General features: G+C 63.7%; 15 protein-coding genes. 8 read left to right on the top strand and 7 right to left on the bottom strand.

The genetic code is table 11. The features are described from left to right. Nucleotides 1–144: 144 nt before the first annotated feature. The 3 genes from REH34_RS09605 to REH34_RS09615 all read right to left on the bottom strand — a co-directional run bounded on the left by REH34_RS09605 (nucleotide 145) and on the right by REH34_RS09615 (nucleotide 3,545). The gene (locus REH34_RS09605) at nucleotides 145–1,389 is read right to left on the bottom strand and encodes a hypothetical protein (RefSeq protein WP_311971487.1); all 1,245 of its coding nucleotides are present in this window, start codon (nucleotides 1,387–1,389) and stop codon (nucleotides 145–147) included. A 121-nt stretch (nucleotides 1,390–1,510) separates the two neighbouring features. Next, on the bottom strand, nucleotides 1,511–2,446 hold the full coding sequence (locus REH34_RS09610; RefSeq protein WP_311971488.1) for an iron-sulfur-binding ferredoxin reductase: 936 nt from the start codon (nucleotides 2,444–2,446) through the stop codon (nucleotides 1,511–1,513). Then, on the bottom strand, nucleotides 2,439–3,545 hold the full coding sequence (locus REH34_RS09615) for a GGDEF domain-containing protein (protein ID WP_311971489.1): 1,107 nt from the start codon (nucleotides 3,543–3,545) through the stop codon (nucleotides 2,439–2,441). Before REH34_RS09615 ends, REH34_RS09610 begins: the two co-directional genes overlap by 8 nt. A gap of 335 nt (nucleotides 3,546–3,880) precedes the next feature. Between REH34_RS09615 and REH34_RS09620 the strand changes: the two genes are divergently transcribed. The 4 genes from REH34_RS09620 to REH34_RS09635 all read left to right on the top strand — a co-directional run bounded on the left by REH34_RS09620 (nucleotide 3,881) and on the right by REH34_RS09635 (nucleotide 9,481). Next, on the top strand, nucleotides 3,881–5,404 hold the full coding sequence (locus tag REH34_RS09620; protein ID WP_226506803.1) for a fumarate hydratase: 1,524 nt from the start codon (nucleotides 3,881–3,883) through the stop codon (nucleotides 5,402–5,404). A gap of 133 nt (nucleotides 5,405–5,537) precedes the next feature. Further along, nucleotides 5,538–6,062, top strand: a complete 525-nt coding sequence (locus REH34_RS09625; RefSeq protein WP_311971490.1) for a sigma factor-like helix-turn-helix DNA-binding protein — start codon at nucleotides 5,538–5,540, stop codon at nucleotides 6,060–6,062. Then, nucleotides 6,059–7,006 (top strand): FecR domain-containing protein, encoded by a 948-nt coding sequence (locus REH34_RS09630; RefSeq protein ID WP_311971491.1) that lies wholly within the window; start codon nucleotides 6,059–6,061, stop codon nucleotides 7,004–7,006. Before REH34_RS09625 ends, REH34_RS09630 begins: the two co-directional genes overlap by 4 nt. Before the next feature lie 114 nt (nucleotides 7,007–7,120). After that, complete coding sequence (locus REH34_RS09635; protein WP_311971492.1) at nucleotides 7,121–9,481, top strand: TonB-dependent siderophore receptor; 2,361 nt, start codon at nucleotides 7,121–7,123, stop codon at nucleotides 9,479–9,481. 25 nt (nucleotides 9,482–9,506) lie between these two features. Here the strand turns inward: REH34_RS09635 and REH34_RS09640 are convergent, their stop codons facing one another. After that, nucleotides 9,507–10,664 carry a phosphatidylserine/phosphatidylglycerophosphate/cardiolipin synthase family protein gene (locus REH34_RS09640; protein ID WP_311971493.1) on the bottom strand — a complete coding sequence of 386 codons (1,158 nt, stop codon included), beginning with the start codon at nucleotides 10,662–10,664 and terminating at the stop codon, nucleotides 9,507–9,509. After that, nucleotides 10,664–11,608 (bottom strand): acyl-CoA dehydrogenase, encoded by a 945-nt coding sequence (locus tag REH34_RS09645; protein WP_311971494.1) that lies wholly within the window; start codon nucleotides 11,606–11,608, stop codon nucleotides 10,664–10,666. The genes REH34_RS09640 and REH34_RS09645 overlap by 1 nt, the downstream gene beginning before the upstream one ends. A gap of 133 nt (nucleotides 11,609–11,741) precedes the next feature. Between REH34_RS09645 and olsB the strand changes: the two genes are divergently transcribed. Next, nucleotides 11,742–12,497: an L-ornithine N(alpha)-acyltransferase gene (gene olsB, locus REH34_RS09650; RefSeq protein WP_311971495.1), complete on the top strand. Its 756-nt coding sequence runs from the start codon at nucleotides 11,742–11,744 to the stop codon at nucleotides 12,495–12,497. Then, nucleotides 12,497–13,312 carry a lysophospholipid acyltransferase family protein gene (locus tag REH34_RS09655; protein ID WP_311971496.1) on the top strand — a complete coding sequence of 272 codons (816 nt, stop codon included), beginning with the start codon at nucleotides 12,497–12,499 and terminating at the stop codon, nucleotides 13,310–13,312. Before olsB ends, REH34_RS09655 begins: the two co-directional genes overlap by 1 nt. A gap of 59 nt (nucleotides 13,313–13,371) precedes the next feature. Here the strand turns inward: REH34_RS09655 and REH34_RS09660 are convergent, their stop codons facing one another. Continuing rightward, entirely contained in the window at nucleotides 13,372–13,950 is a 579-nt protein-coding gene (locus tag REH34_RS09660; protein WP_311971497.1) for an ACP phosphodiesterase, read from the bottom strand. A 171-nt stretch (nucleotides 13,951–14,121) separates the two neighbouring features. Here REH34_RS09660 and REH34_RS09665 point away from each other — a divergent pair, with 171 nt between their 5' ends. Together REH34_RS09665 and REH34_RS09670 are read left to right on the top strand one after the other, a co-directional pair. Next, the gene (locus REH34_RS09665) at nucleotides 14,122–14,418 is read left to right on the top strand and encodes a helix-turn-helix transcriptional regulator (RefSeq protein ID WP_226506797.1); all 297 of its coding nucleotides are present in this window, start codon (nucleotides 14,122–14,124) and stop codon (nucleotides 14,416–14,418) included. 58 nt (nucleotides 14,419–14,476) lie between these two features. After that, nucleotides 14,477–15,526, top strand: coding sequence for an alkene reductase (locus REH34_RS09670; RefSeq protein ID WP_311971498.1), 1,050 nt, complete (start codon nucleotides 14,477–14,479; stop codon nucleotides 15,524–15,526). Between the two features lie 159 nt (nucleotides 15,527–15,685). Here the strand turns inward: REH34_RS09670 and REH34_RS09675 are convergent, their stop codons facing one another. Then, nucleotides 15,686–16,531: an ATPase gene (locus tag REH34_RS09675; RefSeq protein ID WP_311971499.1), complete on the bottom strand. Its 846-nt coding sequence runs from the start codon at nucleotides 16,529–16,531 to the stop codon at nucleotides 15,686–15,688. Between the last annotated feature and the right edge of the window lie 48 nt (nucleotides 16,532–16,579).

Raw genomic sequence — 16,579 nt, forward strand, 5'->3', positions numbered from 1 at the left:
GTGCCTTCACGCGGGAACCCGGAGCGTCAGCGAAGGGCCAATGGTGGGGGCGGCGACCCCAGCCTCCTCAAGTTCCCCAGACCCTGTATGCGCCGATAAAAAAGCCCTGCAACCATGGCCATCTTCACGACGACCAGCCCAGGCTCAACCGTCCTTGCCAACCCGCTGAATCCACGCGACATAGCCTTGCTCGTAAGCATAGCCAGCAGTGACGATCTTACCGCCAGGCTCAATGGCCAGATCCAGCCACTCCGACTCCTGCTCGGCCATACGATAGCCTGCGCCGTCAGCAAAGCGGCCATCCAGCTCGCCAGTCGGTAACAGACGCAACAGCACCCCTCTGTCCTCGCGGCCATCGACGGTGGAGCACGTCCCGGCGACCAGTAGCGCACCGTCTTGCTCCAGCAAGCCTGGGAGCGCCTGCACGGCCATCGGCAGATCGAGCACCAATGGTGCACCGCCGTTGAAGTCACCGTCGGCTTGGCCATTGGCCAGACGACGCGTCATCAGCAGGTAATCATCATCATTGCCGATCGCGACGATTCGCTGCTGGCCGTCGATCAGCAGCGAAGTGAAGCGCGAGACGACGCCCACCGTGCCCACGGCCACGTAACCGGTAGCATTGAAGGTGCGATCCAGGCTGCCATCGCTGTTGAATCGACCGATGATAGCGGTGCTGGTACCACCGGCGTCCGGCTGGGTTCCACCGTAGACCAACAGCTTCTGGTCAGCCTGGACCCACACACCCTTGGGATTGAGTTCATCCTCGCCAAAGGTGACATGGGTGAAACCCTGCGCGTTGAAGCTTGAATCCAGGTCGCCTTCGGCGGTCAGGCGAATCAGGAATGCCCGGCCGTCGCGGTACTCGTCACTGACCTCGAGGAAGAAGAACACGATCTTGCCATCGGCCTGTACCACGGGATCTCGGCAGATTTGCACCCCGGGAGCACGCTGTACGCCCGCCTGTCGACGTCGGCGGCTAGCGTGCGGCAGGTTGACGATCACCTTGCCGTTGTCACCGAAGCTGCTATCCACATTGCCTTCGCTGTCATAGCGGGCCAGCGCCAGGCAGTCGAGGGAGGTCATCAGATCGAAAAAGGCACCGACGACCAGCAACTTGTCGCCTTGCCGAGAGACCGTAGCCAGCGCCGGGAAGCCGAAGCTGTCCTGGGAAAAGGTGTCTTCCAGAAAGCCGGTGCCATTGGGACCGAATGAAGGGTCCAGGTTCAATTGATCATCGACGCGGGCTACGCAATATTCGTAGCCCTGATTGATCGCCAGAATTTTTTTAGTCGATTCGGGCAGTTGCAGAATGGAAACGATGTCGCCGTCAATCGGCAGCATTCCATCAGCGCGGGTTTTCGAGCGCGGGGCGGTCACAGTGGTCATGTCGAATCCTTGAGTAGTTGGGCAAGAAATTGCCCGTCTATTCAAGCGGCTATGGAAGATCGACGTAACTAGCAGAACTGACAGGTAAACCACACCCGCCATTGTTGGCTGCAGCCCCCGCTCAGGCTCGGCCGGTAAAAACGTCGCTCAGCAACTGGTTACGGGGCAGTCCCGCCAGGAATAGCCTGCGTGAAAAGGCTTCGACGCTGGCCGGTGAACCGCACACCAGCGCCTGGGTCTGGCGCGACGGCAAGCGCAGCCGACTGAGCGCCGAAGGCAGATCTGCCGGAGCGTGAAACTCGACTTCCAGTTGTGGGTATTGCGCCGCGAGCGCACGCAGCGGTTCGGCCAGGTAGTACTCACCGTCCTCCTGCACCGCATGCACCAGGCGAATCAGCCCTTGGTGTTCCTGACGCAAAGCCTCGCGCAACACGCCCCACAGCGGCGCCAGTCCGGTGCCGGCGGCCAGCAACCACAAGGGGCGCTGCTGCCAGTCGGGGTCATAATGCAGCGCCCCACCGCGTAATTCACCCAAGCGCAGGTGGTCGCCTACCTGAAAGCTGCGCGCACGATCAATGAAAGCCCCCGGCCGGCGGCAGTCGAGGTGGAATTCCAGAAAATCGTCTTGCTGGGGCAGGCTGGCGATCGAGTACGGTCGGGCCACCACGCCGCTGTAGAGCAATAGATGCTGACCGGCGTGATAGCGCAAGGGCCGTTCCGGGCGCACGCGAAGACGCAGCACCCCGGCGCTGAGCCAGTCGCAGGCGATGAGTTCGGCATCCAGGCCATCGCGGCGTGGGTCGAACAGCGCCACTTCAAGATCGTCCGTCACTCGGCATTGGCAGGCCAGCCGCCAGCCCGCCTGGCGCTGGGCAGCCGTCAGCGCCCCAGGGGTGCTGTCCAGCGGCTCGCCGGCCACGCAGCGCACCATACACGCGTGGCAACTGCCGGCGCGGCAACTGTACGGCACATTCAGGCCGGCATCGTTAAGGGCATCGAGCAGGTTGCTGCCGGGTGCGACCGGCCAACGCTGCGGGCCCACACTCAATTCAGGCATCCGCGGTTTCCCAGGCGGCGGCGCACCGATTGCGCCCCCCTCGCTTGGCACGGTAAAGCGCCTGATCGGCCCTTTGCAAGGCATCATCAAGATCGTCGCCGGGAGCCAGCATCGTCATACCCGCCGAAAGGCTCAAGCCATCGATCTTGTCACCCAGCGGCATCGAGCCAGCAAAGGCCAGCCGCAACCGCTCGCAGCAGGCCACCAGGTGCGCGCTGTCGCAGTTGGGCAGCAACAGCACGAACTCCTCGCCACCGTAACGGGCGAGGATGTCGCCTTCGCGCAGACAGCCCGCGGCGACCTCGGCAAAGGCCTGCAGCACCTGATCGCCCGCCGCGTGGCCATGCATATCGTTGATGCGCTTGAAGTGATCGAGGTCGATCAGCGCCATGCCGTGGCGCGCGCCGTTGCTTAACAGCATCAACTCGCGGGACGCCAGACGCAGAAAATGACGCCGGTTGAACAGGCCGGTCAGTTCGTCGGTGGCCACCAGGTCCTCGAGCTGGCGCATCATGCCGCGCAAGGTGTCCTGGTGAGCCTGCAAGGCAAAGCGACGCTGGCGCATGCGATGGCGAGAGGCCTGCACATAGCTGGCATACAGACACAGCCACACCAGCACCACGAACAGCACGCACACCTGCAGCGACGCCAGCCCCGGATCGCCCAGGCTTCCCGCGTAGCCTTCCCACAGGTTGAGGCCGGAGAACGCCAGGAATACCAACACCGCGCAACGCATGAACACCCGCTGCTTGAGGTGGAACAGGCCGAACAGCAGGATCAGCACGTAGAACACCAGCAACGAACCCCGAGCTGCCTGCAACTGGGCCAGGAACCAGGTGTGCCAGCACACCGCCATGACCACTTGGATCTCGGTCAGGCTGGGGTCGCTGAAACGCTGGTTGTCACCGCGCAGGAACAACACCAGCAGCACCGATTGGCTGAGCAGCACTAGGCCGCTGCCCACAACGGCAGTGAAAATGGCGGCTTGGAAGTAATCGCCTAGAATCGCTACCCACATCAGCACCAGCACCATGCAATAGGTGCCTGCGGCAAGGATAAAGCGTTTCAGAAGTAGTTTTTGTGTGGCTTTTTCGGTCACTCGTTGACTCACCGTACGCTAAGGGACTCCATCCCTGATTGGCAGCCGATGGGCTTATGGCCAGATGCCACTTTAGTGCCGTGGCCCGAAAATAACTATCCAATTTTTAACCTTCTGTACAACTTCTGTGCTCCCTGCCTCCTGCCGTACACCCTCACGACAGGACCGATAAACGCCCGCAACAAGACCTTAGGCGCGTGTGCGACGAATGGATGCGCGGTATACTGCCGCGCCTTTTTGCGTTGACCACTAGGGGTCGGCGCACCTTGAAGGATGAGTCGGCCCTGGCTGAGTCACCTTAATGAATGTTCCCGCCTTAAAGAGGAGCGCGCGCCATGACCGTGATCAAACAAGACGACCTGATACAGAGCGTCGCCGATGCCTTGCAGTTCATTTCCTTCTATCACCCCGTGGATTTCATCCAGGCCATGCACGAGGCTTACCTGCGCGAAGAATCGCCCGCAGCCCGTGATTCCATCGCCCAGATTTTGATCAACTCGCGCATGTGCGCCACCGGCCATCGGCCGATCTGCCAGGACACCGGTATCGTTACCGTGTTCGTGCGCGTCGGCATGAGCGTCAGCTGGGACGGTGCCACCATGAGCCTCGATGACATGATCAACGAGGGCGTGCGTCGCGCCTACAACCTGCCGGAAAACGTCCTGCGCGCCTCGATTCTGGCCGACCCGGCCGGTGCCCGCAAAAACACCAAGGACAACACCCCGGCGGTCATCCACTACTCCATCGTCCCGGGTAACACCGTGGAAGTGGACGTGGCGGCCAAAGGTGGCGGCTCCGAGAACAAGTCCAAGATGGCCATGCTCAACCCGTCCGACTCGATCGTCGACTGGGTGCTCAAGACCGTCCCGACCATGGGCGCGGGCTGGTGCCCGCCGGGCATGCTCGGCATCGGCATCGGCGGTACCGCCGAAAAAGCCGCGGTCATGGCCAAGGAAGTGTTGATGGAGTCCATCGACATCCACGAGCTCAAGGCCCGCGGCCCGTCCAATCGTATCGAAGAGATCCGCCTGGAGCTGTTCGACAAGGTCAACCAACTGGGCATCGGCGCCCAGGGCCTCGGCGGCCTGACCACCGTGCTCGACGTCAAGATCATGGATTACCCCACCCACGCCGCGTCCCTGCCGGTGTGCATGATCCCCAACTGCGCCGCCACCCGTCACGCGCACTTCGTGCTCGATGGCAGCGGCCCGGCCGAGCTCGAAGCGCCGGACCTGGACGCCTACCCGGAAATCGTCTGGGAAGCCGGCCCATCGGCACGCCGCGTCAACCTCGACACCCTGACCCCGGAAGACGTGCAAAGCTGGCAGCCAGGCGAGACCGTGCTGCTCAACGGCAAGATGCTCACCGGCCGCGACGCCGCGCACAAGCGCATGGTCGAGATGCTCAACCGCGGCGAGAAGCTGCCGGTGGACCTCAAGGGCCGCTTCATCTACTACGTCGGCCCGGTCGACCCGGTACGCGAAGAAGTGGTCGGCCCAGCCGGCCCGACCACCGCCACGCGGATGGACAAGTTCACCCGTCAGATCCTCGATCAAACCGGCCTGCTGGGCATGATCGGCAAATCCGAACGCGGCCCCACCGCGATCGAAGCGATCAAGGACTACAAGGCCGTGTACCTGATGGCCGTCGGTGGCGCCGCCTACCTGGTCGCTCAGGCGATCAAGAAATCGCGCGTGGTGGCCTTCGAAGAGCTGGGGATGGAAGCCATCTACGAGTTCGAGGTCAAGGACATGCCCGTCACGGTTGCCGTGGACAGCAAAGGTGAGTCGGTGCACATCACCGGTCCTGCGATCTGGCAGAAGAAGATCGCTGAAAGCCTGGCGGTCGAAATCAAGTAACACAGCGTTGTATCGACGCGACCGGGCCCTGGCGGGCGCGGTTGCGTTGCCCCCTCGCTACATCTGCACGGTATATTGCTATTCGCCGGCAAAAACGCCACTATTGATAATCATTTTCATTAGCGGAACTGCCATGACGGCGTCTTCCTCAAGCGCATCCGGGCTGGCTTCGCGCAATCTCGTTCTTCACCGCCTCTTCGGCGAGCACCACAGTTGGCTGCTCGAGCGCCTGCGTGCGCGGCTGGGCTGTCGTGACGATGCGGCGGACATGGCGGCAGAAACCTTCGCTCAGGTCGTGGCCCTGCCGGACCCGCATGCCATCCGCGAACCCCGCGCCTTGTTAAGCACCATCGGCAAGCGCCTGATTTTCGCCCGCTGGCGACGCAGCGACATCGAACGCGCCTACCTTGACGCCCTGGCCGCTGAACCCCAGGCAGTGGCCCCTTGCGCCGAGGAACACTGGGTGGTGATGGAAGCGCTGATGGAGATCGACCGCTTGCTCGACGGACTGTCGACCAAGGCCCGCGCCGCCTTCCTTTACAGCCAGCTCGATGGCCTGACCTATGCGCACATCGCCCAGGAGTTGGGTGTATCGGTGACCCGTGTGCATCAGTACGTTGTACAAGGGCTGACCGCCTGCTACCGGGCCACCGCTTGAACGCGGTACCGCCGTCCATCGCCCAAGCCATCGAGTGGTACGCGCTGCAGGGCTCCGGCAGTTTCAATCAGGAGGCGCAACAGCGCTTTCAAGGCTGGCTCGAGTCGGACCCTAGCCATCGCGAAGCCTGGCACGCACTGAATCAACAATTGAATCGCAACCTCGCGCCGCTGGCCCGCCAGCAAGGTGCGCGCCAGGCCCTCAGCCACTCCGGGCGCCAGCGTCGTGCCTTGCTGCGTGGCGCACTGGGACTGGGCACTCTGGCGGTGGGCAGCCACCTGCTGACCCGTCCCGGCTGGCCACTGCACGAGCGCTGGGGCGCGGATCTGCGCACGGCGACTGCCGAACGTCGGCACTTCGTTCTGGCGGATGGTTCAGACCTGCTGCTCAACGCGCAAAGCGCCGTGGATCTGCATTACAGCGCCAAGCAACGACGCGTGCAGTTATTACGCGGTGACGTTCTCGCTCAAGTTCAGGCAGAAGCCTCACGCGCCTTCGTTGTGCAGTGCCCATGGGCTGAAGTATGGCTCGACGGCGGCCGTTGCCTGCTCAGCCTGCAACCTCACAGCGCGCAAGTGTGGGCCCTGGAGGGCGAACTGGAATTGCGCGCTCAAGGCACCCGGCAACGCCTGAAGGCCGGCCAGGGGCGCGGCTTCGACACCTCGGGCAATGGCTGGCAACCACTGTCTGATGCCTATATCGATCAGCGTGCGTGGGTATCGGGGCTGCTCGAAGTGCACGACCAGCCTCTTTCTGCCGTGATCGATGCCTTGCGTCCTTATCATCCGGGCCTGTTGCAAGTCTCCTCGCGGGCCGCCGGACTGCGAATTTCCGGCGTGTTCACTTTGGACGACAGCCAGCAGGCGCTGGCCGCACTCAAGGATGTACTGCCGTTACGCATCGATCAGTACCTGGGCTGGTGGACACGGGTCGACCACGCATGAACCAAGGTCGAATAAATATGTTCACCGCCCCCTGAAAAAATCCCGGCCGCGGTTCACAGAACAGTTAGAAGCGCACCGAGCGTGCAAACCCGACTGCCCTACAGAGCCTTGACCATGCACAACCATTTCATCTTTCCCTTGCTGATCGGTAGCTGCCTGCTCAGCGGCAGCGCAATGGCCGCCGAATCCTCCCAGGATTTCAGCCTCGCGCCCGGCCCGCTGGCCCAGACCTTGATCGCCATCGGCCAGCTCAGTGGTCGCCAAGTGCTATTCATCCCCAGCGATGTCAGCGGTTATCAGGCCCACGCCGTTCAAGGCCGTCTGAGTGCGGCCGATGCGGTGCGCATGGCCCTGCGCGGTAACAATCTGAGCCTGCGGGAGACGGCCAGCGGTGCGCTCAACGTACAACCGGTGGTCAGCGATGCCCTGACATTGGACGCCACCAGCATCAACGCCAATGGCAACACCGACGACAGCCAGAGCAGCGGCTATGTGGCCCACCGCTCCAGCGTCGGCACCAAGACGCGCACCGAGCTGGTGAAAATACCGCAGTCGGTTTCGGTGGTCACCCGCGACGAACTCAATGACCGCAAGAGCGACAACCTGTCCGACGCGCTCAAGTACACCCCCGGTTTCAGCAGCCAGCCCAGTGGTTTCAGCCGTACCGCCGACGATTACACGCTGCGCGGCTTCAATGTCGGGTCCGGCACAGGCGGAATTCTGCGCGATGGCATGAAGCTGCAATCCAACCCCTATGACGGCAGTGTCGATGCCTATGGCTTGGAGCGCGTGGAAGTGCTCAAGGGTGCGTCCTCGGTGCTCTACGGCCAGCTGTCGCCGGGCGGCATGATCAACACCGTCAGCAAGCGGCCCACCGACACGCCGCTGCACGAAATCGGCGTGGAGGTCGGTAACTATGATCGGCGCCAGTACACCGTCGACCTCGGCGGCCCCCTCGACGATCAAGGCCAGTTCAGCTATCGCCTGACCGGCCTGTGGCGCGACAGCGGCACTCAGGTCGATCATATCGGTGACGATCGCCGCTATATCGCCCCGGCGCTGACCTGGAAGCCTGATGAGGATACTTCCCTGACCGTGCTTGCCAGCCATCAGGACACCTACACAGGCTTCGCCCCGCCCATGAGCTACGGCATGAGTACCTACAGCTCGACGCCCGGCTACAGGATCGGCCGCGACCAGTTCGTCGGCGAGCCCGGTTACGACCACTTCAACAACCGCATGGACACCTTGGGCTATCTGTTCGAACACCAGTTCAACGAACACCTAAGCATCAATCACAGCCTGCGGTACTTCCAGGCCAATACCGACTGGGACTATCTGATCCCCCAGGCGATCTCCGGTACCCGCCTGCTACGCCGTTACAGCGCCCGCGAGGAACGCTCAACCGGCTGGACCACCGACAACAATCTGAATTTCACCTTCGAGCAAGGCCGCTGGCAGCATGACCTGCTGGTGGGCGTGGACTACTACCACAAGACCTACGACTCGCATCGCTATATCAGCTCGACCGTGGCGCAGCTGGCGCCGTCGCTGAATCTGGCCAACCCGCAGTACACCGGCGTCGGTGCCAACACCGCCGCCGACAGTGGCTCGGACCTACACAGCACCCAGGCGGGCATGTACCTGCAGGACCAGATCACCTTCGACGACAAATGGGTGCTGTTGCTGGGGGGCCGTCAGGACTGGGCCGACAGCGTCACCACCACGTTCGCCAGCGGTGCCCGCGCCGGCCGCACCGATCAGAAAGCCACCGGGCGCGTCGGTCTGGTGTATCTGGCCGACAACGGCCTGGCGCCCTACGTCAGTTACAGCCAGTCGTTCCAGCCCGCCAGCGTCAGCAACCCGGCCTTCGGCAATGCCTTTGCGCCGCTGGAAGGCGAACAATACGAAGCCGGCCTGCGTTATCAGCCCCCCGGTAGCGACACCCTGCTGAGCGCTGCGGTCTATCGCCTGGATCAGGACAACGCCTTGAGCCTGGACGCCGCCACTAACACCTACGTGCAATACGGCAAGACACGCTCCAAGGGCGTCGAACTGGAGGCCAAGAGCAACCTCACAGACAACCTGCAACTGAGCGCCGGCTATGCCTATACCGACACCCACGTGCTGCAGGACCAGACTGCCAGCAACGTCGGCAAGCGCATCGAGGGTGTGCCCTACAACAGTGCCAGCCTGTGGGCCAGCTATCGCCTCGCGGCCCTCGGCCTGCCGGCGGTGAAAGTCGCTGGCGGCGCGCGCTATACCGGCACCACCCGGACCACGCCCAGCGCCTACGACGGCAAGATTCCCGCTTACACGCTGGTGGACGCTTTGATCAGCTATGACGTCGACAGCCATTGGCAGGTGCAGGCCAAGGCCCAGAACCTGATGGACAAGAAGTACCTGTACTGCAACACCACCTGCCGCTATGGCGATGAGCGCAGCCTGATCGGCTCGGTCACCTATCGCTGGTGAGGCTTCAGTGCGCCGCAGTTGGCGTTCAGCCGCGGCGATCCAGCAAGTTGACCACCAGCCGATCCAGCCACCCCCAGATACGCTGCTGCACTCGCCACCACAGTGGCCGGGAGTGCCAGGCGTCGAGGCTGATCAGGTGACTGGCGGCGAAATCGCGCTCGAAGCTGGCCTCCACGTCGCGGGTCAAGTCCGGGTCCAGCGCCTCGAGGTTGGCTTCGAGGTTGAAGCGCAGGTTCCAGTGATCGAAGTTGCACGAGCCGAGGCTCACCCAGTCGTCCACCAGCACCATCTTCAGGTGCAAAAAGCACGGCTGGTACTCGAAGATCTTCACTCCCGCGCGCAGCAACTTCGGGTAGTAGCGATGCCCCGCATAGCGCACCGACGGATGATCGGTACGCGGGCCGGTGAGCAGCAGGCGCACGTCCAGCCCGCGCGCGGCCGCGCGGCGCAGAGAACGGCGCACCGACCAGGTCGGGAGGAAGTACGGGGTCGCCAGCCAGATGCGTTTTTGCCCGCTGTTGAGATTGCGCACCAGCGAGCGGAGGATATCGCGGTGCTGGCGCGAGTCGGCGTAGGCCACGCGGCCCAGGCCACTGCCGGTGACTGGCGTGGGCGGCAGGTGCGGCAGGCCGAAATGGGTGGCCGGGCGCCAGGCAGTGCGGCGCAGGTTGGCGCGCCATTGGCGGTCGAACAGCGCCTGCCAATCGAGCACCAGCGGGCCGTGCATCTCGACCATGACCTCGTGCCATTCGCTGGACGTTTCGCCTGGGGTCCAGAATTGATCGGTCACACCGGTGCCGCCGACCACCGCCAAGGCTTGGTCGACCAGCAGCAGCTTGCGGTGATCGCGGTACAGATTGCGCAGCCCGCGATGCAGACGCACAGCGTTGTACAGGCGCAACTCGACGCCAGCGACCAGCAGCCGCTCGCGCTGCCCCTGACCAAACGCCAGGCTGCCATAACCGTCGAACAGGCAACGCACCGTGACGCCACGCTCGGCCGCCCTGGCCAGCGCCTCCACGACTTCATCGGCGCAGGCCCCCGCCTCCACCAGATACAGTTCCAGATCGACTTGCGTCTGCGCGGCATCGATCGCCGCCAGCATGCGCGGGAAAAACTGCGGGCCATCGACCAGCAGTTGAAAACGGTTGGTGCTGCGCCATGGAAAAATCGGACCGGCCATCAGTACCCCAGCGCCTGCAGGGCTTTGTCCAGACGCTGCTGTCGCGCGCTGGCCGCCAGGGTCAGTACGCCACGATCACGCTGCCACATCGGCGCGCTGGCCGCTTCACCGCTGGCCAGCGCTACACCCAGGTCATCCTGCAGGGCGTCGAACTGGGCGAACAGGCCGCCGAGCAACAGGTGACTGACGGCGGCATCGGGGCACTGGCGGGTGGCTTCAGCGCAGCCGCCGAGTAGACCGAGCAGGCGCAGTTGCAAGGAGTGCGGCCATTGCTGTTGCTGACCGACGCCATACAGCCAAGCTACCAGAGCACTGAGCACGTAAAGGTCTTCGAGGCTGCGGAACGGTTTGACGTAAGCGTCCCAGCCATCGCCCGCCAGCAGGTCGCAGGCCGCGTTGTCCAGGTGCAGGCGGGAATGGCTGATGTCCGGGATCAGCGGCAGCGCGGGCAAGGCCTCGAGGCGCACCCCGACCTCGCCGGGATAGACCACCGCCAGGCTCAAGCGCGGCGCCTCGCCGACAGCCTCGCTGCGCGCCGCTACCAACAGCCAGTCGGCGGCATGGCCCGCCGTGACGAAATCCTTTTGCCCGCTCAACCGCAGGTTGTGCAGACGGGTAGTGAGATCGGCCGGGCGCAAACTGCGCTGCTCGGTAGCGCAGATCGCCCCCAGGCTCAACGGCGCGCTGGGCCACAGCGCGCGCAGGGCCGCTTGATAACCGAACAGAAACGCCAAGCCCGGGGTGCTCGCCAGATGCCCGCCCAGCACCGCCAGTTCGAACGGCGAACGATTGCCCCAGCGTTGCAGCAACGCGGCATAAGTGTCGGCGATGGAAACACCCCCGCCGCTGACCAGCGCGCCGCCGGCGAGATGGGCTTCGGGTTCGGTATTTTCAGCGCCCGCCGGCAGGCGTTCACGCAGGTTCAGCAAAGTGAGCCAGGTCATGGCGTGTGGTCCTCGGAGGCTGTCATACAAGCATCACCCAAACGTCATGGTGACGACACTGCTGCTACTTAGCCTGAGATTGCACAACAAAGTTCATTGGCTGCAACCCCAAGTCCGAATTTGGAGACTCGCAATGACTCACATCGCATGCTCAGGCGACACCCCCGCAGCGCGCCGTCTGGTCGCCGAACGCCTGCTCGGCAGCCGCGCCCTGCAGGAGGCGCAGGCCCTGCGTTTCGAGGTGTTCAGCCGCGAATTCAATGCCTGCCTGCAAGGCGCCGAGGACGGACTGGACCGTGACGACTACGACCGCCACTGCTGGCACATCGGCGTGCGAGACCTGAGCAACGGTCGTCTGGTGGCCACCACCCGCCTGCTCGATCATCGCGCGGCGCGTTATCTGGGGCGCTTTTACAGCGAAGAGGAATTCAATCTCCATGGCTTGGGCGGCCTGCAAGGCCCGGTGCTGGAAATCGGCCGCACCTGCGTCGATCCCGCCTACCGCAACGGCGGCACCATCGCCGTACTCTGGGGCGAACTGGCAGAAGTCCTCAACGAAGGCGGCTACAGCTACCTGATGGGCTGCGCGAGCATTCCGATGCAGGACGGCGGCGTGCAGGCCGAGGCAATCATGCAACGCTTGCGCGAGCGCCATCTGTGCACCCAGAACCTGCGCGCCGAACCGCGCAAGCCCCTGCCGGCGGCGCAGATCCCGAGTAACGTCACGGCGCAGATGCCGCCGCTGCTCAAGGCCTATATGCGCCTGGGCGCCAAAGTCTGCGGCGAGCCCTGCTGGGACGAGGATTTCCAGGTCGCCGATGTGTTCATCCTGCTAAAGCGCGACGATCTGTGCCCGCGCTACGCCCGTCACTTCCGGGCGGCCGTGTGATGCGCGCGCTGCGGTTGGCAGTGCGGGTCGGGCGGATCGTGCTGGTGGTGGCCTACGGCCTGGTGCTGGCGGCGGCCTTTATCGTCGGCGAACGGCTGGGGCTGGCAGGCTCGATGACTCGGCGCCAGCGTTGGACGCGCAGTTTCATGGGCCGCCTGACGCGCGCCCTGCCGTTCACCGTACGGGTCCATGGTGTGGTGCCGCAACAGCCGATGCTGTGGGTCAGCAATCATGTGTCCTGGACCGACATCGCCTTGCTCGGGCAAATCGCGCCACTGTCGTTTCTGTCCAAGGCCGAGGTGCGCCACTGGCCAATCGCCGGGTGGCTGGCGCAGCACGCCGGGACCCTGTTCATCCGCCGCGGCGCCAACGACAGTCAACGCCTGCGCCGGGAAATGGCCCTGCGCCTGGAGGACGGCTGCCCGCTGATGATTTTCCCCGAGGGAACGACTACCGACGGCCGCCAGTTGCGGACCTTCCATGGTCGGCTGCTGGCCTGTGCGGCCGATGTCGGCGTGGCAGTGCAGCCGGTGGCAATCCGCTATGGTCGCGGGACGAAGCTGGACCCGATCGCGCCCTTCATTGGCGACGACGACCTGCTGTCGCACCTGATGCGCCTGCTCCGGGCCGATGCCGGGGAAGTGGATATCTATCTGCTGGAGCCCATCGAGACTCGCGCCGTTGAGCGCGCGGCCCTGGCGTTCAAGGCGCAGGAAGCGGTGCGGGTGGCGTTGTTTGGTGACAGTCGCGAAGAGCCGCGGTTGGCCACAGGGCCTCAAGAGGTTCGCGGGCCAGCCCTGCTCCCACAAGCGTAAGACTCTGGCACTGGACACACTGTGGGAGCAACGCTTGCTCGCGAAGAGGCCGCAACGGCTCACCTCGACTCAGGCACTCGCGCAAACTGCTGCAACACCGGATAAAACCGCCGAAAATCCTCGGTCAGCGGCCCATACAGCGCCTTCACCTCGGCAAATGCCCCCGCCAGCCCCTCGGGCTTGCTCAACCGCCGCGCAATGCCGTTGAACACCTGTTCCAGCACCGCAAACTCGGCATAGGACCCAAGCCAGTCGCCGGCAATCAGGTAAGGCGCCACCCCCGCCAGCCGCCCCGGCAGTTCGTCCTGCGCGGCCAGCACGGCGTACACCTGCGAAGTGAACCCGGCGAGCGGCCGATCGTCATAATCGCGCCAGTGCAATGCCAGACAGTGATCGAAGAACACATCGAGGAGGATGCCTGCATAACGCCGCCGCGCTACTGGGAAACGTTCCAGCGCGGTCAGCACCAGAGGATGGCTGTCGGTGTAGGCATCGATTTGCCGGTGCAGGCGGATACCCGCCTCCAGCTCAGGGCTGAAACGGCCTTCAAGACGGCCTTTGACGAAATCGCCATACAGGCTGCCGAGCCAGTGATCCGGGCTCTGGCCGCCCAGGTGCAGGTGCGCGAGATAATTCATGCTGGCGAGCTTAGCATTCCTGTCACACCCCTCACTTAGAACCTTATAGCGTCAAACGGAATGACCTTAGCAGCGATGGGTATTTGTATATCGTCGAGTGCCGATTTATATTTCGCCCTATCGCGATATAACGTTATTCGCTCCTGCCTCAAACAGCCGAGACCGACTGCCATGCCCCTCGACGACATAATAAAAGCCATCGCCCACCCTGTGCGGCGCGACATTCTGCATTGGCTGAAGGACCCCCTTCAGCAATTCCCCGAGCAGTACTACGGCCATGACCATGGCGTATGTGCCGGGCAGATCGACCAGCGCTGCGGCTTATCGCAGTCCACCGTGTCGGCGCACCTGGCCACGCTGCAGCGCGCGGGGCTGATCACCAGTCAAAAGGTCGGGCAGTGGCACTTTTTCAAACGTAACGAGGACGCCATCCGGCAGTTTCTCGAACACCTGAGCCAGCAGCTCTGAGCTGGCTCAGGTGATTCACCGACTCGATAACCCTTGTCCATTCCCCAGGAAGCTTGTCATGACCACGATTTTCGACCCTATCACCCTCGGTGACCTGCAACTGCCCAACCGCATCATCATGGCGCCGCTGACCCGTTGCCGTGCCGACGAAGGCCGCGTGCCCAACGCGATGATGGCCGAGTACTACGTGCAACGCGCCAGCGCCGGGCTGATTCTTTCCGAAGCCACCTCGGTGACGCCCATGGGCGTCGGCTATCCCAACACCCCGGGCATCTGGAACGACGAGCAAGTGCGCGGCTGGACCCAGGTCACCAACGCCGTTCATGCCGCAGGTGGGCGCATCTTCCTGCAGTTGTGGCACGTCGGCCGCATCTCCCACCCGAGCTACCTGAACGGTGAACTGCCGGTCGGCCCGAGCGCGATCCAGCCGGCCGGGCATGTCAGCCTGGTGCGTCCGCTGGCCGATTTCCCGACGCCGCGCGCCTTGGATACCGAAGAGATCAGCGACGTGGTCGAGGCTTACCGCGCCGGCGCCGAGAACGCCAAGGCCGCCGGCTTCGACGGAGTCGAAGTGCACGGCGCCAACGGTTATCTGCTGGATCAGTTCCTGCAAAGCGGCACCAACCAGCGCACCGACCAGTACGGCGGTTCGGTGGAAAACCGTGCACGTCTGCTGCTTGAAGTGACCGATGCAGTGATTGGAGTGTGGGGCGCCCAGCGCGTGGGCGTGCACCTGTCGCCACGGGCCGATCTGCACGACATGGGCGACGAAGACCTGGCGGCGACCTTCACCTACGTAGCGCGCGAGCTGGGCAAGCGCGGCATCGCGTTCATCTGCGCGCGCGAGCGCGAAGCTGACGACAGCCTGGCGGCGCAATTGCGTGACGCATTCCAAGGCCCGTACATCGTCAACGAACGCTTCACCGCCGAAACCGCCAATGCCGCGCTGGCCAACGGCACCGCCGATGCCGTGGCCTTCGGCGTGCCGTTCATTGCCAACCCGGACCTGCCAGCTCGACTGCAAGCCGGTGCGCCGTTGAATGAAGCGCGTCCGGAACTGTTCTACGCCGATGGCCCTGCGGGCTATACCGACTACCCGGCGTTGTAAATTCAGATTCCACTGCGAACACACTCCCTGTTGGAGCGAGTTCTGCTCGCGAAAGGGCCATCACGCGCAATACACCTCCAGGCTATATAGCTGGAGATGCAGCGCTCATGATGGCCTCTTCCCGGGCACAGCCCGGTCCCCCAGGGATTGCCTGAGCGCTCACTGCCGAGCGTTGATCTGCTGCTGCAAATTTTGCATCTGGCTTTGCAGGGTAGTGATATTGCGAGTGGTCTGGCCGCGGAAGCTGTCGAACTCTGCCGTGCTGGGCCCCGCCTGCGCCGCTGCGGCCGGGCGGTTGTCCTGCTCGCTCTTGAGCACGATCAGGTCCTGCTCGACGCTGCTCAGCCGGTCATTGTTGTTGCCTTGCTTCTTCAGCGCGGCCACATCGGTGGACAGCGATTTCAAGTCGGCGCTCAAACGCGCCTGATCACCCTGCGCCGCCTTCAGGCTGCTCATGTCCGCTGCCAGCGACTTCAGCTGCGCTTGCACCTGGTCGTTACTGGCCTGCTGGTTGGCGGCTTGCGCCAAGACCTGATCCAGACGCTTGTCCAGGCTGCTCTGCTGCGTGCCAACGCCCGCCTGCTGGCGCGTCTGCTCGTCCATGCGCGTTTGCAGCGTCTTGAGTTGCAGCTTCATGGCTTCGCTGTCGGTGCTGGAGAGGTTCTCGGTGGCTGCCACCTTGCCAGTGATCGCCTGCAGGCGCCCGGCCGCGTCTTCGCTGATGCGCGCGAAGCTTTCCTGGGTCGCCACCAGTTGCTGCTCCATCAGCGATATCTGCTGGAAGCTCCACCAACCCAGGCCGCCCAGAGCGATGAACAACGCCACCACCAAGGCCCACAACGGGCCGCTGGCCGGCGCCTTGACCTTGACCACTGGCGTGGTGCGGGACGTCACGCTGTTGCGATCGCGCAAGGCCGCAGCCGGCACGAGGTCATCGTCGTCATCACCCTGCCTGGCGCTCAAGCTGGGTACGTCGTCGAAATCGTCGTGAGCATCGTTACGCATTGAAAAAGCCCTTTGGAAAATTGACAAACGATAACATCGGTAGCGTGA

It is taken from the genome of Pseudomonas baltica (assembly GCF_031880315.1).
Lineage (GTDB): Bacteria > Pseudomonadota > Gammaproteobacteria > Pseudomonadales > Pseudomonadaceae > Aquipseudomonas.